Annotated in this window: 21 protein-coding genes and 2 pseudogenes; 5 read left to right on the top strand and 18 right to left on the bottom strand. The window is 40.9% G+C overall.

Annotation, left to right across the window (positions count from 1 at the left end; all coding sequences use genetic code 11):
* The coding region (locus CDC33_RS24470) for a tetratricopeptide repeat protein (RefSeq protein WP_146195890.1) at positions 1–850 on the top strand (850 nt) is incomplete at its 5' end.
* Between the two features lie 171 nt (positions 851–1021).
* Here the strand turns inward: CDC33_RS24470 and CDC33_RS24475 are convergent.
* The 7 genes from CDC33_RS24475 to aat form a co-directional block, all read right to left on the bottom strand.
* Entirely contained in the window at positions 1022–1516 is a 495-nt protein-coding gene (locus tag CDC33_RS24475; protein WP_109011121.1) for a PIN domain-containing protein, read from the bottom strand.
* Positions 1513–1761, bottom strand: coding sequence for a UPF0175 family protein (locus CDC33_RS24480; protein WP_109011122.1), 249 nt, complete (start codon positions 1759–1761; stop codon positions 1513–1515). The genes CDC33_RS24475 and CDC33_RS24480 overlap by 4 nt, the downstream gene beginning before the upstream one ends.
* 186 nt (positions 1762–1947) lie before the next feature.
* On the bottom strand, positions 1948–2166 hold the full coding sequence (locus tag CDC33_RS24485) for a type II toxin-antitoxin system HicB family antitoxin (RefSeq protein ID WP_100899697.1): 219 nt from the start codon (positions 2164–2166) through the stop codon (positions 1948–1950).
* A complete protein-coding gene (locus CDC33_RS24490; RefSeq protein ID WP_109011123.1) occupies positions 2163–2387 on the bottom strand; it encodes a type II toxin-antitoxin system HicA family toxin in 225 nt (74 codons plus the stop codon). The genes CDC33_RS24485 and CDC33_RS24490 overlap by 4 nt, the downstream gene beginning before the upstream one ends.
* A gap of 218 nt (positions 2388–2605) precedes the next feature.
* Positions 2606–2884, bottom strand: a complete 279-nt coding sequence (locus CDC33_RS24495) for a BrnA antitoxin family protein (protein WP_109011124.1) — start codon at positions 2882–2884, stop codon at positions 2606–2608.
* Positions 2847–3125, bottom strand: a complete 279-nt coding sequence (locus tag CDC33_RS24500) for a BrnT family toxin (RefSeq protein WP_109011125.1) — start codon at positions 3123–3125, stop codon at positions 2847–2849. The genes CDC33_RS24495 and CDC33_RS24500 overlap by 38 nt, the downstream gene beginning before the upstream one ends.
* 76 nt (positions 3126–3201) lie before the next feature.
* Positions 3202–3777 carry a leucyl/phenylalanyl-tRNA--protein transferase gene (gene aat, locus CDC33_RS24505; protein WP_109011126.1) on the bottom strand — a complete coding sequence of 192 codons (576 nt, stop codon included), beginning with the start codon at positions 3775–3777 and terminating at the stop codon, positions 3202–3204.
* Positions 3778–3884: 107 nt separating this feature from the next.
* Here aat and CDC33_RS24510 point away from each other — a divergent pair, with 107 nt between their 5' ends.
* On the top strand, positions 3885–4214 hold the full coding sequence (locus tag CDC33_RS24510; protein WP_012410384.1) for a DUF8822 family protein: 330 nt from the start codon (positions 3885–3887) through the stop codon (positions 4212–4214).
* A gap of 89 nt (positions 4215–4303) precedes the next feature.
* On the opposite strand, the gene rpsN is transcribed toward CDC33_RS24510, so the two are convergent.
* The 5 genes from rpsN to CDC33_RS24540 form a co-directional block, all read right to left on the bottom strand.
* Positions 4304–4606, bottom strand: coding sequence for a 30S ribosomal protein S14 (gene rpsN / locus CDC33_RS24515; RefSeq protein ID WP_109011127.1), 303 nt, complete (start codon positions 4604–4606; stop codon positions 4304–4306).
* A 76-nt stretch (positions 4607–4682) separates the two neighbouring features.
* Entirely contained in the window at positions 4683–5354 is a 672-nt protein-coding gene (gene nth, locus CDC33_RS24520; protein ID WP_109011128.1) for an endonuclease III, read from the bottom strand.
* Between the two features lie 23 nt (positions 5355–5377).
* Positions 5378–6478, bottom strand: coding sequence for an RIP metalloprotease RseP (gene rseP, locus CDC33_RS24525; protein ID WP_109011129.1), 1101 nt, complete (start codon positions 6476–6478; stop codon positions 5378–5380).
* 117 nt (positions 6479–6595) lie between these two features.
* Positions 6596–7876, bottom strand: a complete 1281-nt coding sequence (gene serS / locus CDC33_RS24535) for a serine--tRNA ligase (protein ID WP_109011131.1) — start codon at positions 7874–7876, stop codon at positions 6596–6598.
* A 132-nt stretch (positions 7877–8008) separates the two neighbouring features.
* A complete protein-coding gene (locus CDC33_RS24540; protein WP_109011132.1) occupies positions 8009–8584 on the bottom strand; it encodes a DUF3611 family protein in 576 nt (191 codons plus the stop codon).
* A gap of 798 nt (positions 8585–9382) precedes the next feature.
* Here CDC33_RS24540 and CDC33_RS24545 point away from each other — a divergent pair.
* A complete protein-coding gene (locus tag CDC33_RS24545) occupies positions 9383–9730 on the top strand; it encodes a PadR family transcriptional regulator (protein WP_109011133.1) in 348 nt (115 codons plus the stop codon).
* Positions 9731–9782: 52 nt separating this feature from the next.
* Positions 9783–10313: a cofactor assembly of complex C subunit B gene (locus CDC33_RS24550; protein ID WP_109011134.1), complete on the top strand. Its 531-nt coding sequence runs from the start codon at positions 9783–9785 to the stop codon at positions 10311–10313.
* A 447-nt stretch (positions 10314–10760) separates the two neighbouring features.
* On the opposite strand, the gene CDC33_RS24555 is transcribed toward CDC33_RS24550, so the two are convergent.
* Positions 10761–11078 (bottom strand): DUF3155 domain-containing protein, encoded by a 318-nt coding sequence (locus tag CDC33_RS24555; protein WP_041566316.1) that lies wholly within the window; start codon positions 11076–11078, stop codon positions 10761–10763.
* A gap of 285 nt (positions 11079–11363) precedes the next feature.
* Here CDC33_RS24555 and CDC33_RS24560 point away from each other — a divergent pair, with 285 nt between their 5' ends.
* Complete coding sequence (locus CDC33_RS24560; protein ID WP_109011135.1) at positions 11364–12710, top strand: sensor histidine kinase; 1347 nt, start codon at positions 11364–11366, stop codon at positions 12708–12710.
* A 54-nt stretch (positions 12711–12764) separates the two neighbouring features.
* Here CDC33_RS24560 and CDC33_RS24565 read toward each other — a convergent pair whose 3' ends face one another.
* The 5 genes and pseudogenes from CDC33_RS24565 to CDC33_RS24580 all read right to left on the bottom strand — a co-directional run bounded on the left by CDC33_RS24565 (position 12765) and on the right by CDC33_RS24580 (position 19247).
* Complete coding sequence (locus CDC33_RS24565) at positions 12765–14006, bottom strand: S-layer homology domain-containing protein (RefSeq protein WP_109011136.1); 1242 nt, start codon at positions 14004–14006, stop codon at positions 12765–12767.
* Positions 14007–14406: 400 nt separating this feature from the next.
* A pseudogene (locus CDC33_RS39055) lies at positions 14407–15078 on the bottom strand (S-layer homology domain-containing protein); the annotation flags it as partial.
* A 336-nt stretch (positions 15079–15414) separates the two neighbouring features.
* Positions 15415–16314 (bottom strand): annotated as a pseudogene (locus CDC33_RS42110) (right-handed parallel beta-helix repeat-containing protein); the annotation flags it as partial.
* Between the two features lie 431 nt (positions 16315–16745).
* The gene (locus CDC33_RS24575) at positions 16746–17462 is read right to left on the bottom strand and encodes a conjugal transfer protein TrbI (RefSeq protein WP_109011137.1); all 717 of its coding nucleotides are present in this window, start codon (positions 17460–17462) and stop codon (positions 16746–16748) included.
* A gap of 1041 nt (positions 17463–18503) precedes the next feature.
* Positions 18504–19247, bottom strand: a complete 744-nt coding sequence (locus CDC33_RS24580) for a choice-of-anchor K domain-containing protein (protein ID WP_109011138.1) — start codon at positions 19245–19247, stop codon at positions 18504–18506.
* Positions 19248–19484: the final 237 nt, after the last annotated feature.

Below are 19484 nucleotides of genomic sequence, written 5' to 3' on the forward strand. Positions count from 1 at the left end.
TCTGTGGAACTGGCTAGGGAATTGCTATCGAAAATGGGGTAAATACGAACAAGCTCTTGAGTGTCAAAATCAAGATTTAGCCATCCGTCAGCAGTTGGATGACCAAGTTAATATTGCTGATGCTTATCGGCAATTAGGAAGGATTTATAAAGATTGGGGTAAATCCGAACAAGCCATCAATTACTTTCAACAAAGCCTCGACCTTTATCAACAATTAGGCAAAAATAAAAATGTAGCTATATGTTATCGACAACTTGCTTCTTGCCAATGCTTATTAGCAAATCATCATTTAGATTCAACAAAAATAGTTGATTTACTTGCAGAAGCTGAAAAAAATCTTTGCCAAGCTAGAGAAATAAATACCGCAGGCGAATATCAAGAAAACCTTGCTTACAACTACACTACTCTTGGTTTACTCTACTCACAACGTCTACGTTTATTACCTAACCAAGACATATCGATTCTAGAAAAAGCTGCTCTAGTTGAAGAGTATTATTCCAGAGGCTTAACCTATTTTGATGAACTAGGGCAAACAGTAAATAAAGCTGAGGAATCTCTCGATATGGCTCGTGCTTATCTAGAGATAGAAGCTTTAGAAAACCTGAATTATAGCGAAGAAATTGCTCAAAAATGTCTGCAAATTTTTCAAGAGTATAACCGTCAAAAACTAGAAGCCTCAGCACACAAGTTGTTGGGCGAAATTTACCTCAAACGTACCCAAAAAAATCAACCAGGTGCAGAAACAATGGCTATCCAGTTTTTAGCCGAAAGTTTGCAAATTTATCGAGATTTAGATTTACAAGAAAAAGCTCTGGAGGTAGAAAAACTAATAAATATTAGCAAAAAATAAATAATAAAAAATATTTATGAATTTTGATAATTTGCATAAGTGCAATTACTAATTGGTTAGTACTTTCTCGTATTGAAATTCTATCTCCCGATTAAAGCCAAACTAAAGTTACCAAGAATATTCTGCATTGAGCGATCGCTCTATCCATCTAATAGAGATTATATTGCTTACTCAACCTTCATTTACCATATCTAAAATCTGATTGTATAAGGTTGGAGAGACTCTAAACTCTGATGTAGTAATCAAGGCATCCATCAACGGTTTGACAGCAACGATGAGATTTTGGTGTTTTGCCTCAATCAAAATACCCAGCAATCCAGTAATCCTCAACCCCAGGCGATTAGCTTCTGCTCGACCTCGACGCTCATCAATCAATAGTAAATCAGCACTCAGTTCTAAGGCAAGAGCGATCGCCTCAGACTCTCCAGCGTCTAATCTCACCTCATATCGAAGTCGTTCGACAATCTCACGGCTTGCAACTTGTCGAATTTCCAGCCAAGAAGCAGTTTGAACTTCAGAGGTTCCAGGAACGGGAGGATCGATATCGGTAAGCTCACAATATACCGCTTCGGGAATGGTGACTTGAGTGTAGAGTTGAGGCAGAAGTTGCAAGTGTTGAATTGCTGCCAAATTTGTGATTGCTGACGTATCGCTGATAACAATCACAGCCTTCCAAGTTCTCGCAGATTTTTCAAATCCAATTCAAAATCCTCTACCTCATAGGAGTAGAGAGGGATGTTTCGCTGCTTGAGGAGTTGGCGAAAACTATTGGGTTGCATATCCGCTAGCTGACTGGCGTAGCCTATCGTTAAGCGTCCTGTCTGGAATAGGAACAGCGCAATTTCTTGACAAAACTCGCTTGGGGTGAGATGAGATGCTTGGAGAATTTCGTCTGAGATTACAACACTCATAACAAGGCTAGTTTACCGATTGTATTTTTAGGGTAGCCCAAGAAACGTCAACTCGTAGAGGTAAGGGGCTGGGGATTGGGGACTGGGGACTGGGAAGAAGGAATAAAGGTGTACTGAGTTTTGTTCAAAAATCAAATATGAGTCCTATAGGTGCTTCTTAGTTGCAATTATTGAATTGCTTGGTAATCAGGCAATTTGCAGCGTGCTAGGTTCAGGAATAGATTCACCTTCTACTTGCCAAGCTTCCAAGTACATTTCAATCACTTCTTCGCCATTACGAATAGCTTCCTCACGAGTTTTGCCATGAGTGCAAGGCATAATAACGCGATCGGCAAACTCTGGAATTGTGACTAGGAAAAGCTGATCTTCATCAGACCATTGAAGAATCATACTGTATCGATTCATAAATCCTTCTTCTCCCTTAACTCTTGGAGTTCAGTCAATAAACTTGCGAACTGTTTTTCTAGGTAGATTGGCACATCGTCTCCATCCTTACCAGGAATTGTTAGCGTTTTTTTGAGTAAAGGATGTAGCCAACGCTCATGACTACCTTTACCACGCTTAGGCAGATAAACGAATCCTTCACACCCAATTTGAGCTTTTAATTCCCGAATTTTCCTGGGCATGGATTTTGTCTACAATTACAATCATGAAGCTTTAATGAATAATACACAAATAGTTAATTATTATCGCTTATTTCAAATGAATGATAAATCCTGCGATCGCACTTCTCATTCTGGAATATTTAAGATTGTGAGTGCAAGAATATGTTGGGTAAGTCCATCCTTCTACCCAACCTTATATTTTAAAAGTAAGTGGTAGACCGTTCGCTGTAAAGTTATTGTTAGCTTGCGCCTTGATCGCCACTGTTTTCAATGTAACGGCGCAAAACTGAGTTAATCAGTGTTTTGTACTCTGCACCTTGTTTACGAAACCACGTTATCACTTCTGAATCTAACTCAATCAGGTCACTAGCTCGTGTTGCGGGAATCCTCAGCGTGGCATTTTCAAAAAACTCATCGCTCAATGGTGGGATGTCTGAGTAATCAATGTCCTCATCCGTCATCGCCTCTAATGCAGCCCAATCAGTACGTGAGGTATTGTTCAAGTCGTTGACGCTCATATCGGTTTGCCCTTCGTGCTGAGATAATGCGGACTATGTTGTTCTGGCGTTCTGTCCAAACGACAACCGCTACACCGTTGCCTAAAAAGCCCATTCCGATCCAGCGATCTTCGCCATAATCAAAACGCTCATCAAGCTCAATCAGCATGGAATTATTAAACATTCCGGGGACATCTGCAAAATCAATTCGATGTTTACGAATATTTTCAAGATTCTTTGTTTCGTCCCACTCAAACTGCATGAAGGCTCAATGAACAATACATAAACAGTTAAGTCCATTATCGCTTATTGCAGATGAATGAGAAATCCATTTATTTTTATAGTAAAAAACAGCGACGTTCCAATGCTTGCTTAAGTAAAACTTGATATTCTTCATCCCCAACCCGATAAGCCCCAAACCTCTCCAAATGTGGATTCATCATTTGGCCATCAAAAAACACAAATTTCCTCTGACGCAATCTTTCCACCAACTTTACCATCGCTACCTTCGAGCCTTCAGGAATCCGGTAAAACATCGACTCGCCAATGAAAGCCCCACCAATAACAATCCCTAAAATTCCCCCAGCTAACTCGTCACCCTGCCAAGTTTCAAAACTAAAAGCATAACCACTCTGGTAAAGTAGCCAGTAAATCTTTTGTAATTCCGGTGAAATCCAAGTTGTCTCTCTGTCAGCACACCCAGCCACCACAGCTTGAAAGTCCCGATTAATAGCCACACTAAAACGTTCTTGATTCAGGACACGCTGCAAAGACTTAGGGTAGCGAAACCGTTCATCCAAAGGAATAAAAGTTCGATCGCGACTTCCGTACCAACTCAGGCGATCGCACTCATCAGCCATGAGAAAATAGCCTTGTGCATAACCCTCAACAATAGCCGCGATATCATATTCCATAAATAAATATAAAAAAACACTCTTAGAAACGCCATTTGATCCTATCAACCATCCTCCGCGTTCCTCTGCGTTTTCCTCCGCGCCCCTCTGCGTTTAAAATAAAAAAAATGACTCAACCAATTCCCCCCATTACCCTACCACCACCCGAAAACCCTCTTCTCGAAGGTGAATGGTTACGAGAACGCTTACAACGCTGGCTAGATACAGAATTTATCCCCGAAGCAGTTAACCAAAACATTGCCCAACGAGCCGCACAGATTTTTGTGCGTCAACGGATGGAAGGAGAAAACGACCTTGGCTCTCTGGTAATTGCCATTGTCACAGAGATGCAGTCGTATGATTTTTCCAATAGCTTCTATGGAGAGTTTGCGATCGCTAACGCCGTCAGCGATCTACTCTTAGAAAGTCTGGGAATTGATAAGTGTTGTGGTCAATAATAAATAGTTAGGAGTTAGAAGTTAGGAGTTAGGAGTTAGGTTTGTCTCAATTAATAACTCATCACTCATAACTCATCACTCATAACTTTTTACCAACTAGACTTAACAACTCCAGGCAAAAGGCCTTCATGCGCCCATTCTCTCAGCACGTTCCGAGACAGTCCAAAATCGCGGTAAACACCTCTAGAACGACCAGTCAACCAGCAACGATTGCGGTGGCGGGTGGGCGCACTATTCCGGGGTAGCTGTTGAATCTTCCGGTGGACTTCTAGCTTATCTAGGGGAGATGCTGCACTTCTGAACTCTTCCAAAAGAGCTTCCCGCTTGTCAGCATACTTTTCTATCAACCTAGTGCGCTTTTTCTCGCGCTCAATCATGCTCTTTTTTGCCATATATTCTCTAACTTATTTAAAGACACCGTTTTCCATTCTACAGTTTATCCATCAATTCTGGGGTTACTTGTGTCGCTTACCCTACAACCACTGGTTTATTAGCAGTAGGACATAAATCGGCAAGTTCACAAGCAATGCACACGGGAGAGCGTGCTTTACAAATAGCACGACCGTGATAAATCAGCCGAATTGACCAATTCTCCCAATCAGGCTGAGGCAATAAAACCATTAAATCTTGCTCAATCCGAACGGGGTCTTTTTCTTGGGTTAAACCCAAACGTTCGCTAAGGCGCTTAACGTGAGTATCTACCGTCACTCCAACATTAATGCCATAAGCATGACCCAAAACTACATTGGCTGTTTTCCGCGCCACACCTGGAAGCTTTAATAATTGCTCCATTTGGTTAGGCACAACAGAGTCAAATTCGCTAACAATCATCCGACAGGCAGCTTGAATGTTCTTAGCTTTATTGCGATAAAACCCTGTTGAACGCACCAAGTCTTCTAATTCTACCAAGTCAGCGATCGCTAAACTCTCAGCATCAGGAAACCGATCAAATAAAGCTGGTGTAACCTTATTCACCCGCTCATCAGTACACTGAGCCGAGAGAATCGTTGCCACCAACAATTGTACTGGCGTTGAGTAGTTCAAAGAGCAAGTAGCATCTGGATAAAGACGCTTTAGCCGAGCTAAAATTTCTATCGCCCGTTGCTTCAAAGGTAAAACTTCCTTTTCCCTATTCCCCACTCCCTACTCCCCACTCCCTATTTTCACTGGAATAATTTTTGTACCCACTCCAATTGGCTAGTTAATTGAGTAGTTTCTTTGACTATCAGAAAAATTCCTAACCCTAAGAGTAACACCAAACCGGTTTGCATTACACCTTCTTGAATCCGGGCTGGTACAGGCTTACCGCGTAAACCTTCAATCAGCAGAAAAGCGAGTTGTCCGCCATCCAAAGCTGGCAAAGGCAAAATATTGATAATAGCCAAGTTAATGCTGATAATTGCCGCAAAAGACAACAGATTTGCGCTATTGTCTTCAGCTAATTTTGCACCGATTTTGACAATATTAACTGGCCCAGAAACTTGTCCGGCAGTTTGTTGAAAGTTGGTAATTAACTGCCCAAAACCACTGAGTGTACCAACAAATAATTGTTGAAACCTGTTAGCAGCAATGCCAAAAATTTCAAAAGGACTATTAGGACGGCGATAAACTGCTGTAGCATTGGGACTAAGTGCTACACCAACTACTCCTTTACCATCGGCTCCCAGTTTTGGCGTTAATTTCAGAGTTTGTTGTTGGTTATCACGCAGAATTTTCAGTTCGATTTGCTGATTGGGATGAGTTTGAATTTCTTTTGTCAGCAACGGAGTTGACTTTTCAGAAGCCGGGAGTTCTTGACCGTTAACAGCCAGAATAATATCTCCTTCCCGAATTCCTGCTTGATAAGCAACAGATTCCTGATTAACAGGCTGTACGGCGACACCAGCTTTATAGGTTAATTCCTTGGGAATACCGACGATACCCAATTGCAGAACCAACACTAAATAGGCAAATATTAAATTTGCGATGACTCCGGCACTGATAACAATCGCCCTGTCTAAAACTGGACGGTTACGTAGTAGATTTGGGTCATTGGGTGGAACATCGCTATCGGGGTCATCATCGGGAAAGCCCACAAAGCCGCCCAAGGGAAAGGCGCGGACAGCATATTCAGTTTGCTTTCCTTGATACTTAAGAAGAACTGGGCCAAAACCCAAAGAAAAGCGGTTAACGAGAATGCCTTGAGAACGGGCTGCAACAAAATGTCCCAACTCGTGTACCAAGATTAAAACAGCCAAAACTGCGATCGCTGCTAAAACTGACATAGAGTAAATTAGTGAAAATATTAAGCTATAGTTATCTCCATTCTAATTGGGCATTGGGCATTGGGCATTGGGCATTGGGCATTGGGCATGGGGCATTGGTAAAAGACAAAGGACTAATTACAATACTTCACGTCCCAAATAAGGTTGCAGCGCTTCTGGTATCCTTACCGTCCCATCAGGTTGTTGATAATTCTCCAAAATTGCTGCCATAGTCCGTCCCACAGCCAAACCTGAACCATTGAGGGTATGTACGAACTGAGTGCCTTTCTTCCCCGCCTCTTTGAAGCGAATATCAGCCCGTCGCGCCTGGAAATCTATAGTATTGGAACAGCTAGAAATTTCGCGGTATTTGCCAGAAGAAGGCAACCAAACCTCTAAATCATAAGTTTTGGTAGAGGCAAATCCCAAATCTCCAGTACTTAAATTTACTACTCGGTAAGGCAACTTCAACGCCTGTAAAATTGCTTCTGCATTCCCTACCAATTTCTCCAGTTCATCAAAAGATGTGCTGGGTTCGACAAATTTCACCATTTCCACCTTGTTAAATTGATGGAGGCGAATTAATCCCCGCATATCGCGCCCATAGCTACCAGCCTCGCGGCGAAAACAGGGAGTAAAAGCACAGTGATAAATAGGTAAGTTTTCAGCAGCGAGAATTTCACCTCGATAAAGATTTGTAACTGGAACCTCCGCCGTTGGAATCAGCCACAAATCATCATCAGCGCATTTAAAGCTTTCTTCCGCAAACTTGGGTAACTGACCAGTCGCCGTCAAAGACTCGGTATTAACTAATAGAGGCGGACTGACTTCCACATAACCCGCTTGAGTATGGAGAGACAGCATAAATTGAATTAAAGCCCTTTCCAATGCCGCACCAGCGCCTATCAATGTCACAAAGCGACTTTGGGCAACTTTCACAGCCCGTTCAACATTGAGAATACCTAGCTTTTCGCCAATTTCCCAGTGAGGGAGAATATTCGGATTTTGGGGAATGTACTCATCACCCCAACGCCGCACTTCTACGTTATCTTCCTCATTTTTACCAAGGGGTGTAGAGTCGCTTGGTAAGTTAGGAAGTGCTAACACAAGTTGAGCAATTTTAGCTTTAAGGTCTTTTTCTTGGGGTTCCAGTTCACTCAACGTAGCTTTGACAGAGTTACCTTCATCCCGCAAAGCTTGAATTTCTGGGTCTTGAGGATTTATCCCAGATTTAATCTTTTGCCCGACAATTTTACCAATTTCGTTGCTACGAGCTTGGAGTTGACTGCGCGTTCCCTCAAGTTCCCGTTGTTGCCGATCTAATTGTAAAATCGGTTCGATGTCGTATTTACCACTACGACTATCCAATCGTTCTTGAACTAATTGCGGATTTTCCCGTATTTGCTTGATATCCAGCACAGATTTTTCTCAGTTTTTAGCCTATTATCTTCCAGTCAACATTTCAGCAGCATATAGCCAATTATGCACCCAAGTCAAAAGAGGGGGATAAGGAGAGAAGAACCTAGTAATTCTTGACTTTTGACTCCTAAACTAAAGTCGGTTGATGCGATTGAGTAGCCAAAGTGATGCTAACAGTCCAGCAAAGTGGGCTTGTAAGGTCTGGATATTTGCTAAAACCACAAACATATCTAAACCACTGATAATCGCTTGATTAGCTTGGGCAGAAAATATTAATTGACCTTGAGACAAAGCCCTAAGCGTAAAACTACCTACAATTGCTTGCGCCCCTAATAGAGTTAACAATATTCCCGCCAAATTAACCCATAATCCTAAGCGTAACACTTGTACAGTCTCACTTTTCCGGGGGCGGTTGCTGGGATTAGAAGATTGGAGTTGATTGCCAATTCTGGTGTAACGGTAAGCTAAATAAATGCCTCCACCCAATGCCAAAAGTCCACAAACTTCTAATAAGACACCAAAACCTGTTCCCGCATTATTAGTACTACCAATATTCCGACCAAAAAGGCTGTTTGCCAGCAAAATTACGCCAGAAACTACACCTAAAGCTAACTGAATCCAGAAGCTACTCCAACCTAAAAGACGAAATATTTGGGCAATTGCCCGTAGAGTTGAGGAAGATGATGGGGCATCGGGAGTTTGTGACATAGTAGTGATACCAATTTGCTGGGCGCTTGATCAAGGGGCACGGAAGAGGACACAAAGACACGGAGAGTACTTTTCCCAAGCTTCCCGGCCTTCTTTCTGACTTTTCACGGCATCTAGAAAACCTCACTTCTATTTCTCTCTTTTAAAAGGAGAGACTTTGAATTTTCCTGCTTTAGGAAGCGGGAAAGGGACTAGGGGGTTAAATTTTTCGTGGGCTTTTCCATATAACCTGAATTGTCAGGTGTTGTTTCTCCTGCTTGAGGTCTTCTTTGATAAATTTACTATCACACCTGCCATAAGAGACAAGAGATTCTCTGATGCAGGAAATCAGTAATGGTTACAACTTAAGTGTTTTCACTGCCGTAGCAGCTTTAACCCAGACATCTCCTTTAGCGTAAGCTTTCAGAATTCGCATTGGGAAAATCACTGGAAAACAAAGTGTTTATGAACTTTTACAGACAAAATAGCATTTTACCTGTAAAATTTCTTCGATGGCATTTTATTGCTTCAGCAGTTCTAACTAGCTCGGCATCACTTAACACCAAGATAGTGACTTTGCCACTGTCTGTTCGCTCCTCACCACCCGTATCGAGCTTGAGTAGGGATACACTATTTTGTGCCCCTAAAACTCGCAAACTCGTCCCACAACTTCACAGGCGTGGGTAACTATTTCCTATTTACGCAATGGATATCTAGTCTAAGTAGCTTTATATATTACTCACTTATCAGTAGCACTATATACTGGCTACAAGGATTGTAGACCCTACCCTAAGGCATTTTTTTAGCCATTCACTAACCATGAAACTTGAGGATATATATCAATTCTTTGAGAATCCTCCGCCAACTTACCTTTGTCAGGAAGTAGCAGTTTGTTACATACTGTCTGTTTTATTACAAGGTGAATCTTACGGAACCGAGTTGATTGAGCGATTAGAAACTGAATATCCAACCTATAGACTTTCGGATACCGTACTTTATAGTGCAATCAAATTTCTGGAAGATGAAAGGGCAATTACTGGATATTGGAAGAAACTCGAAGGACGAGGACGCCCCAGGCGAATGTACCAAGTTTCTCCAGAATGGCACGTTCAAGCGCAGGATTTAGCTTTTCAATGGCTTGACTACATCAACAAGAGGACAAAGTAACGAATAATTGATAATGAATAAGTCTCCTCCAGTCAAACAATAACAATTAGTTATGGATACTGCTATTTTGCCATCTACGTTCCTGCTAACCTTGTTGTTATCAGTTGGGCTGTTTTTCTTTATTCGTGCCTCGACTAAAGACCGCATAGAAACAGCACAACTGGTATCTGAGCAAGACGAAGCTGCTTTAATGTCTCAATTAAAAGAGTATTTTCGTTCGCGGTCTTACCGAGTAGCACAGGTAGACCGAGAACAAAACCAAGTGACTTTTGAAGGTAATGTTCGCCCCAGTTGGTTTTTAGCTATATTTTTAACTCTGCTGGCAGCGACTGGTATTGTTTCTCTATTACTAGTCGTGTACCTGCTTTTTCCTAATTTCAGTACCTTTGTTCTGCCTATGGTACTGCTGTCGCCTTTGAGTGGTCTATTTTATTGGAAAAAATCTGGAAGACTTGAGAAGGTGTCGCTCAAAGTAGAAACAACTCAGAGCGAACAAACCTCCTCAAGTAAAATCACTGTAGTCGCCCATCGAGATGAACTGGGCGAGTTACAGAGGATTCTACAGCTCAAGGCTGCTGAATAATTGTTGGTTTTTATGACCATCTCTTAACTATGATATGCAGACTTCTGATCTGACCTACTCTTTAGGCACTGGAAAGTAGGAAGGAGCAAATTAAGACTTCTGCTTTGTCAATTTTCCCCACGACAAAAGTAGTGGGGAAAAATTTAAATTCATTAACTTAAATTTGTTGACAGAGCAAGGTTTAACAATTTACGGCATAAAACCCAACTTCACTAGCGCTTTTGGAGGCGCTTGGCTCTATACCCACTCCCTGCATCTTCAAAATAGTATCAATCCATGCAATCTAGCGTGGTTTGACACAAGTTGATATTCCAACTACCTGGACTAGCCTTAAAGAGCAAATCAGCTCCAAACTAAAAAAAAATTAAATTTTGCATAAACTTAGCAATTTTGCCAGTTAATGATAGTTAGGAGCCACATTCAATGCCTAAGATGACTGTTTATGGTTCACCGACTAGCTAAAGCAAGAGGTTCTTGACCTGGCGAAGGTTCTAACACCCTCAAGCTAGGAAACAAGAAATGGTTTTCCTCTACGTATTGAGCACCAAAGAGTCCCTTTTCTGCCCAGAAATAACGGTCTGTGGTGTGTTCATTTCGCTTTACGAGTAGCAACGCAGGTGGCAAAATACCTTCAGCTTGAATGAATCTTCTCGCTGCTGTCACAGGTTTTTCTTCGCCACTTTCGATGCTATATTGAGGCACATGTTCCAAAATTCGCCGTCCTTCCTGACGACGACGACTTTTCCTTTTGCGTCTCCTTGCCAATCTATTGTCCTCCTCTTTCAAGCTATAGATTGTAGTGATAGCTACAAAATCAGTCGTCATTATATAGGTTCTAGTTCAAAATATCAATAGTTTTTAACCTTTTAATTTAAGAAAATTAATATCTTTGGAGATAGGGAAAACAAAATAACCTAAGGATATAATCCCTTGGTACAAACCTTTCATGTAGAAGATTTTAGTTAAGCTTTATTAAATAGGTGAGGTAAAAACTAAGTATCTTTTCTTTATCATGCCTCAAAATCTGTAATCTTGAGCAAAAGCTAAAAAATGTTAATGTCTGCCAGTTCCGATTTTCTTGCTTTATGTCGAGAGCAAATAGCGCTACTAACCCAAGGGCTGGGAGCAACTTTAAGTATTGTGTACCTGACGCAAGAATTGGTAGAGACTCCTTCGGGTGAGGCCAAACTGATTCCTGTAGTAATCTACCCCGAAACAGCATTATTACCAGCAGGGGAAGAGACTGCTGAAGCGACAGTACACAAACAACTTCAAGTTGGAAATGTGTTTATATTACCCAATCAACAGAGAAGGTTATTGACAGCAGGATCAGAATCTCCAACCTCGTCACCGGAGTCTGAGATCCCAGATGCGTCTCAACCGCATCTAAAAGAGGAATATTTATTTAGTGGTAACCAAATTGTTTTACCTCTGGTTTATGAGGGTGTGATGATGGGGTTATTAGTGACGGGTAGGGAAGATCGGGGATGGAATGAACACGAAGAAAGTCAGATTCAACGCATAGCCCAAACACTGGCGATCGCTTGTATTTTAGATCAACGGCGAGCATGGTTTGAGCAGCAGTTACATGAGCAACAAGTTCTTCAAGAAAAACAGCGAGATTTGCTAGATAATCTGTTGCATCAGTTTCGTAACCCATTAACAGCATTGCGGACTTTTGGTAAACTGCTATTGAAAAGGCTCAGACCAGCAGACACAAACCGAAATGTGGCAAATAGTATTGTGCGGGAAAGCGATCGCCTCCAAGAATTGCTGCAACAATTTGATCAAGTAATTGATTTGACAGAGGCAGATTTAGCACCACTACATCTTCCTGAAGAAGTATTTGTAGAAGCAACTATTCAAAAAGATGCTAAACCGCCGCTATTATTGCCGGGAACAGGAGATAAAGCAGTTGACTGCTCTTTAGCAGATATATTAGAACCATTATTAATATCAGCCAAAGCGATCGCCCAAGAGCGAAAGCTAAAACTAATAACTGAAATACAACAGAATTCACCCCTAGTACGTGCCAACGTCAAAGCATTACGAGAGGTATTAACTAACATTATTGATAATGCTTTGAAATACACTCCCACTGGTGGCAAAATTTTAATTCAGGCGGGGCAAGAAAAGGCTAATTTTCAGGGAATTGTCATTAGTGACAACGGGCCTGGCATTCCGCCCCAAGATTTAGAACATCTTGGAGAACGGCATTATCGGGGTGTACAAGCGCAAACAGAAATCCCCGGTACTGGTTTGGGGTTAGCGATCGCAAAACAATTAATAGAGCAAATGCAGGGCGAAATCGAGGTTTTCAGCCCTGCAATCAACTCTAAGATAACTTCAACCGATGCACCGGGAACTACGTTTATTATTTGGTTACCGGAAGTTTAGGATTTGTCATTTGTCCTTTGTAAATACTAATGACTAATGACCAATGACCAATGACTATTTGAGCGAGACTAGTAAATTTTGATTGATAGTCATTTGTAAATCGGTATCTGGGTCAATGGCGATTAAGTCAACACTATTTTTGCCGAAGAACAGACCAACCAACGCACCGATACCAGCACCACCCAAGACTTCTTCTGTAGCAATGGCGCGATCGCCTGTGACGGCAGATACCGCAGTTGCTGCACCTGCGCCCAATACAGTATCTTTGAGAATTGAACCAATACTAGTACCCTTCTTGACGGTTTCAGTTTTGGTAATCACGTCTGAAGTAGCGTTAAGCTGATACTCCTGACCATTGGTCAAAACCAGTTTCTCGGCAACGAATTGAGAACCACCTGTAGCAGGTTTGAGTTGACCAATAACTTGACTACCAGCCGGAATTACTACAGAACCTTCTTGCGTAACCACGTTTTGGGATACTGTTAATGTCAAAGGCGCTGTTTCATCCTTTGTAACCAGAATTTTTTCTGCCTTGTCATACTTCACGGGGATAGCAGTCCCTTGAGGAATTGTCACAGCTATAGGTGTTGGGGTAGTAGAACCGATAGCCACAACATAAGGCGAGTTAATTGCTGAGGCTTGATTAGAACTAACCAATGCTTGGTAGATAAAAGCTGCTACCTGGGCGCGAGTGGCGGTTGCAGTTGGATTTAAGAACTTCACATTAGGATAGTTCACCACAATTTGCTTTTGGGTTGCTGCTGCGATCGGGCTACGGGCATAGCTAGCGATGTTAGAAGCATCGTTGAAGTATTGCAAAGTACTTTCGGTATTGCCGCTAGGAGTATATTCCAGACCATTAGCGAGGGAAACTAAAACCTGCTGGCGGGGAATAGCTTGGTTAGGCTCAAAACGATTTCCAGGATAACCAGATAAGAAACCAATGGTATAGGCTTGTTGAATGGCATTGGATGCCCAATAGTTGCTGGGCACATCAGCAAAATTGATTGCTTGCCGTTGCGCTGGTTTTTGGAAAGCTTTGTTGACCATAGCGGCAAATTGAGCGCGTGTCACTGCTTCTTCAGGGCGGAAACTACCATCAGGAAATCCGGCAATTACACCTCGCTGTGACAATTCTTGAATAAATTGTGCTGCCCAATAATTAGATGAAACATCAGAAAAAGTAGTTTGAGCAAAAGATGGTGAAGCTGCAATGAAAGGCGCTACAGTACCGACTGTGACGCTTAAAGCCATGAGTGCTGCTGTTCCAGATTGCAAACTATTTAAAGTAAACATTAATTTTTAATCCCGGTACAATTAGTTTTTTTACTGTTAATTAATTAGACCTTTGCTCAAGTATTAGGTTCCCAATAATTTCTGCTTTTTGGAAAACCCATTACTTTCGACATACAAGGTAATCAGATAGTTAAAATTAGAAAATATCTGCCAACAGAGCTAGCAGGAGGTAATAGTGAAATTAGCCCATTACTGATTAATGCTATTAAATAAGTATTTTAGAAAATATGAATATTGAGTGAGACGATACAGAGATGAAATAGTTGCTGAAAAATAGATTTTTTAGGTTTAAAAATGAAGGCGATCGCCCACTATAGTTAAAGTGGCGATCGCCTATCAGAGGTGATTAAAGTTAGGACTTGAATTGAGTTACGACATCAAGCAGTTAATTCCTGGGGTTTGACACGACATAAGGCGAGTTAATTGCTGGGGCTTGATTAGAACTAACCAATGCTTGGTAGATAAAAGCTGCTACCTGGGCGCGAGTAGCAGTTGCGGTTGGATTTAGGGACTTCACATTAGGATAGTTCACCACAATTTGTTTTTCAGTTGCTGCTGCGATCGGGCTACGGGCGTAGCTAGCGATATTAGAGGCATCATTGAAATACCTCAGAGTACTTTCGGTATTTCCACCAGAAGTATATCCCAGACCGTTGGCGAGGGACACCAAAACCTGCTGGCGGGGAATAGCCTGGTTAGGCCCAAAGCGATTACCAGGATATCCTGCTAAGAAACCAATGCTATAGGCTTTCCCAATGGCACTGGATGCCCAGTAGTTGCTGGGCACATCAGAAAATTTGATCGCCTGTCGTTGCTGTGATTTTCGGAAAGCTTTATCGACCATAGCCGCAAATTGAGCGCGTGTCACAGGTTCATCAGGGCGGAAAGTACCATCAGGAAATCCAGCAATTACACCTCGCTGTGACAATTGTTGAATAAATTGTGCCGCCCAATAGTTAGATGAAACATCAGAAAAAGCAGTAGTTTGAGCCGAAGGTGAAGCAGGAGTTTGAGCCAAAGATGTCGAGGAGCATCCCGCTTGGATAGGTTTGCTTTGCAAAGTATAAGTCATTGGCTCACAAACTAAACTTACCGACTTAGACTCTACATTATTCCGCGTTGGCGGATTTTGTCTATCTAACTTTGATTTCCAATTACTAGATATTTTTTCAATAGTGGGATGCTTACTTAAAAACTCTGAGTCTGCAACAACATCGTTAGGTCCTTTGACATTTATCTTAGAACTATTGAGGTAGATATTATAGTCATAAGTAACATTTTGAGTATTGTAATTACTGTTAATAACCTTGCCAGGATACGCATAGAGAATGTTTCTTAAAATTTTGACATCAGATGACTTATTAGCAAATATTTGCCCATTTTCAATTTCTGGACTCTGATTATTTAAAATAGCAGTATTATTTACAATATCAACATGATCGCTTAAAAATGAATGAATACCGGAACCACCATTATTAAATGAAAGATTGTTTTTAACTAAAGTACGTCCTATATATGGACTCATTTTTATTTTCTTCTCATCATTTCTCGAACTATCGATAATGATGCCATTACCGTCTGTAATCATTCCAACTGCAATCCAAGGGATGTACATGCGATTGTTGTAACTCTTGTTGTTGGTAATGAACATCTTGTATCCCCGGTTATTGTCAGAATTCCAATTGTTCAACAATGAAATGCCACTGTTACCATAAACGCTATACCAAGCATTATTGAATACCACGTTATTATCTATTGTCACATAGTCAGATTGAATCGCTGAAATACCTCCTCCTCCACAGTCATGCACTTTGTTATTCACAATACGGATGTGATGAATACGACCATTGTTTCGTCCGTCAATGTTGATGCAGTTTCCATTAGTCAGTGGGTTTACTTTGTTTGTTTTCTGACTCATTGCATAATCAAGGGTGATATTAGCATTGTTCCCTATAACCTCCAGGCCGTTGATCTCAATATATGAAGCTCCATTTGAAATCAAAATACCATTCCATGTATTGTGCTGAATTTTTGGGGAATGCCCAGGATATGCTTTATACCTAATCCATGCATTTGCTTTTCCAGAACGTTTAATATTTACTACACTCCCAGCTTTGGCCATATTTTTGTATACGCCGTTCATAATCAATACTGTATCGCCAGGGTTGGTAAGGTCTGCTGCCTTTTGAATTGTCCTAAAGGCGGATGAAGTAGAAAGCCCGTTATTTTTGTCGTTTCCACTACCACTAACATAGTATGTTTTCGGTTTTGAATTCGCGCTAATTAGCTGGCGGCTAGATAGGCTCATTTCCTTATTAGTGGATACTTGATCTTGATGGGTGTTTGGAACTAAAAATTCTTTTATCCTTTCTCCCTGACTTAAAAGACCTAATACTACGGGAATTGCAAGACATGTGCCTATACCGAAACCTCGAATTTCCACAAGCAAAAGCTCCTTTATTGCCACCCACTATTTAACAAAAATATCAGGATATTACGTAATTTTGAATACTCTTTTGGATAGAGAAGAAAATAGAGCCGATTTTCCTAACTCTCTACACAGTACAATTAAATAAGTATATTAATAAATATTGATAATGATTAAGACGATATAAAGGTAGAATGGTTGCTGTTAAATATATGTTTTTGCTATTAAAATTGAAGGCGATCGCCACTTTAAATGTATTGTGCGATCGCCTATTAGGGGTGATTAAAGTCACGAGTTAAATTAAGTTAAATCTAGTAGCGGGATTGTGGTACTAAATTCAAGTTAGAATTCAGTGTAAGCTTCAAATCCTGTGCGGGTCTAAGAACAAAGGCACTTCCTTGTTTTTTCCTCAAAAGCACACTTGCTCCCGCACCCGCAGCCCCACCGAGAACAGGTTTTAAATCGTCAATTTTGCGGTTACCAGTTACTAGTGAACCTAAAAGACCAGCACCAGCACCAATAGCTGCATCAGTTAAAACCTGACCTGTGCTGGGCCCCTGTGAAACTTTTTGAGTTGTGGTATATGTCCGAGAACTTGCATTAATTGGCTGACGCTGACCATTAGAAAATTCTAATTCTTGAGCTACAAACCGCACGCCTTTCCCTTGATTATCATCTGTAGTTCTTGAATAATAACTATCTAAATCAACAGATTCTAATCGTCCATTTACTTTAGTCCCGGCGGGAATCAAGACATTTCTATTTCTGTCAATAATGTCATTCGCTATTCTCAAGGTTAGAGATTTACTTTCCCCAGGAGCAATAGTGATTGTCTCTTTCTCGTAGGTAACAGGTAAAGCAACCCCAGAAGGAATAGTAACGTTTCCATATTGCCCAACTCTGTCTTGCCCAATTCTGTATTGTGCATTAGCAGGAGCTAAAGTTAACAGTGGGGCAGTGACGCTTGCAGTAACGGCTATTGCCATGAGCGCAGCAGTTCCAGATTTCCATTGATGTAGGCAAGTCATAAGTGAGTAAACCTTTGTATATGTGATGTATTTAATGACGTTGATTCACTTAGTTTGTTTCTAAAATTTATGAAACCTGTTTATAGGCGCATTCTGAATATGAAAGTGCTTATATAACCTGGAGTTTGTGTTGCAACCAGTCTTATTGGAGATATCGCTCCTCAGAATTTGTATTTTGCTAATGTGCGTCACTAAATAGATGGTGAGATACTCTCAATATGACGCAAAATTAATTTAATTGTTGCCAAAGTTGTTTTATTGTTTACATCCATATATAGGAATGCGAACAGCTTAAAAATAGTGCCGTACTCTCGCAGCCACACAATACCAGTTCGCTCCAGTCGGGAAACCCTTGACGTTCGCAAGCTCGCTACCGCTACGCTAACGGCAATTCCTTCTTGGGGGAACCCCCTTCTCTACGAGACGCTTTGAGTTGGCGGCAGCCTCTGCCTTTGGGAGAATATGGGACTACCTCACCACACGATTGGCTCCTCTAGGTATTTTTTCAAAAATCAAATATGAGTCCTATATCTACACCACTAAATAGAGGCAAATGGGCTGACTGCTAACTCTTAAGCTAATCTGCATTTAAGTTGCATAAAATCAGGGCTAGAGCAGCTTACTACAAGCGAATCATTCTGAAAAAATGAATGACGATTAGCTTACTTTTATTGTAGATTTATTTCCTAAAACTTGGGAAAGGTTTGCAATTTATTGGTTAGTCAGGAGCAAAGCCAAGGACACCCTACCTCATGGTCAGAAGACTACAGCAGGAGTTTCATGTCTCGTAGAGAGCGTCTCCGGCTTTACTCCTAAATTCTTCAATGGGAATAAATTTTGATGCGATCGCAGCAATTCTTATGCTGGGTTAAAATTTATCAATTATGGAATATGGCTATGTAGCGGTTCTCAATTGCATAAAAGACAGGAGCCATTTGTGCGGACGCCTTAAAAGAGTTGAGCAAACTGAGGTATCGTCGGTAGGATTTCTCACAGGTACGAGAACTGCTACAAACCTTGTATTGGAGCTGAAAGCTCTGACTATTTCTTCTCCAGCAATTTTTTACTAGATATCAGGTACATGCCTAGCAGGAATAGACCCGCTACTGTTGCAGGTTCAGGTATGCTTTTGATTTTGGCATAAATAGCTGTTTTAGTTGTGCCTCCTTCAAGAGCCTTAATACTTATCTGCCCAACGTCTGGATTAAAACCAGTTAGTTCAAGCGTGTATTTATTGCCTTCAAAGGCAAAAGTCCGATTACTCAAGTTTTCGTCTATAAATACAAGGTCTGCATTCTCTTCTTCAGAATTTGTTACGCTATTAGGTGTATTTACTAGATGCAATTTCAAGTCAAAAACTTGACTGATTCCAACGGGAGAGCTGAAGGATACATTGAGATTTAAAGGCACCTCTTCAACACTTGTACCTTTAACTACAGTTCCATTAAAGTAAGCTAAATCACCTACTTTGAATACAGAGTTAATGTCAGTTGAAAACGAATTTCCAATAAAGGTAAGTTTATTTGAGCCTGTTATTGTACACCCACTAGGATTTGGACTTGGTAGACACACATTAGCATCACCCCAAGTAAATATGTTGTTTCCCACACCTGTGTATATGGGATTGGGATTGATATCGATGCTTCCTGGAGTAGGTTCTCCCCATGTACCAGTAGAGATACCAGAAAAACTTAGAGCATCTGCTTGGTCAGAGAAACCAAGTGCTATAGTCGCACCCACAAAAAAACTAGAGATAGCAGTCGCAAAAATCAAACTTAGTTTCATAACTTAAGTATCCAAATCTAATTTTGGAGCTTTTTTAAACTATGTTTCCAGTCTAAATTAGTAAACTTTCTTAAAACGCGCCAATATTTTGCTGGATTTTATTATAAAATATTATCTAAATAATTATTTTATTAAGTTAAACTTATGAATTGGCAAAAAATATTTTAATAATTACAAATTAGTAAAACAGTAATTGTGTAGGCGTAGCCCATCGTAGACATCGTTACCTTACTCGCT

This window comes from Nostoc commune NIES-4072, assembly GCF_003113895.1.
Classification (GTDB): domain Bacteria; phylum Cyanobacteriota; class Cyanobacteriia; order Cyanobacteriales; family Nostocaceae; genus Nostoc; species Nostoc commune.

What these genes read in the sequence shown, in the direction of transcription:
- CDC33_RS24480 (WP_109011122.1), bottom strand. Translation starts at nt 1,761, where the DNA reads ATGAGTGTTGTAATCTCAGACGAAATTCTCCAAGCATCTCATCTCACC.
- CDC33_RS24485 (WP_100899697.1), bottom strand. Translation starts at nt 2,166, where the DNA reads ATGAATCGATACAGTATGATTCTTCAATGGTCTGATGAAGATCAGCTT.
- CDC33_RS24490 (WP_109011123.1), bottom strand. Translation starts at nt 2,387, where the DNA reads ATGCCCAGGAAAATTCGGGAATTAAAAGCTCAAATTGGGTGTGAAGGA.
- CDC33_RS24495 (WP_109011124.1), bottom strand. Translation starts at nt 2,884, where the DNA reads ATGAGCGTCAACGACTTGAACAATACCTCACGTACTGATTGGGCTGCA.
- CDC33_RS24500 (WP_109011125.1), bottom strand. Translation starts at nt 3,125, where the DNA reads ATGCAGTTTGAGTGGGACGAAACAAAGAATCTTGAAAATATTCGTAAA.
- aat (WP_109011126.1), bottom strand. Translation starts at nt 3,777, where the DNA reads ATGGAATATGATATCGCGGCTATTGTTGAGGGTTATGCACAAGGCTAT.
- CDC33_RS24510 (WP_012410384.1), top strand. Translation starts at nt 3,885, where the DNA reads ATGACTCAACCAATTCCCCCCATTACCCTACCACCACCCGAAAACCCT.
- rpsN (WP_109011127.1), bottom strand. Translation starts at nt 4,606, where the DNA reads ATGGCAAAAAAGAGCATGATTGAGCGCGAGAAAAAGCGCACTAGGTTG.
- rseP (WP_109011129.1), bottom strand. Translation starts at nt 6,478, where the DNA reads ATGTCAGTTTTAGCAGCGATCGCAGTTTTGGCTGTTTTAATCTTGGTA.
- CDC33_RS24540 (WP_109011132.1), bottom strand. Translation starts at nt 8,584, where the DNA reads ATGTCACAAACTCCCGATGCCCCATCATCTTCCTCAACTCTACGGGCA.
- CDC33_RS24545 (WP_109011133.1), top strand. Translation starts at nt 9,383, where the DNA reads ATGAAACTTGAGGATATATATCAATTCTTTGAGAATCCTCCGCCAACT.
- CDC33_RS24550 (WP_109011134.1), top strand. Translation starts at nt 9,783, where the DNA reads ATGGATACTGCTATTTTGCCATCTACGTTCCTGCTAACCTTGTTGTTA.
- CDC33_RS24560 (WP_109011135.1), top strand. Translation starts at nt 11,364, where the DNA reads ATGTTAATGTCTGCCAGTTCCGATTTTCTTGCTTTATGTCGAGAGCAA.
- CDC33_RS24565 (WP_109011136.1), bottom strand. Translation starts at nt 14,006, where the DNA reads ATGTTTACTTTAAATAGTTTGCAATCTGGAACAGCAGCACTCATGGCT.
- CDC33_RS24575 (WP_109011137.1), bottom strand. Translation starts at nt 17,462, where the DNA reads ATGACTTGCCTACATCAATGGAAATCTGGAACTGCTGCGCTCATGGCA.
- CDC33_RS24580 (WP_109011138.1), bottom strand. Translation starts at nt 19,247, where the DNA reads ATGAAACTAAGTTTGATTTTTGCGACTGCTATCTCTAGTTTTTTTGTG.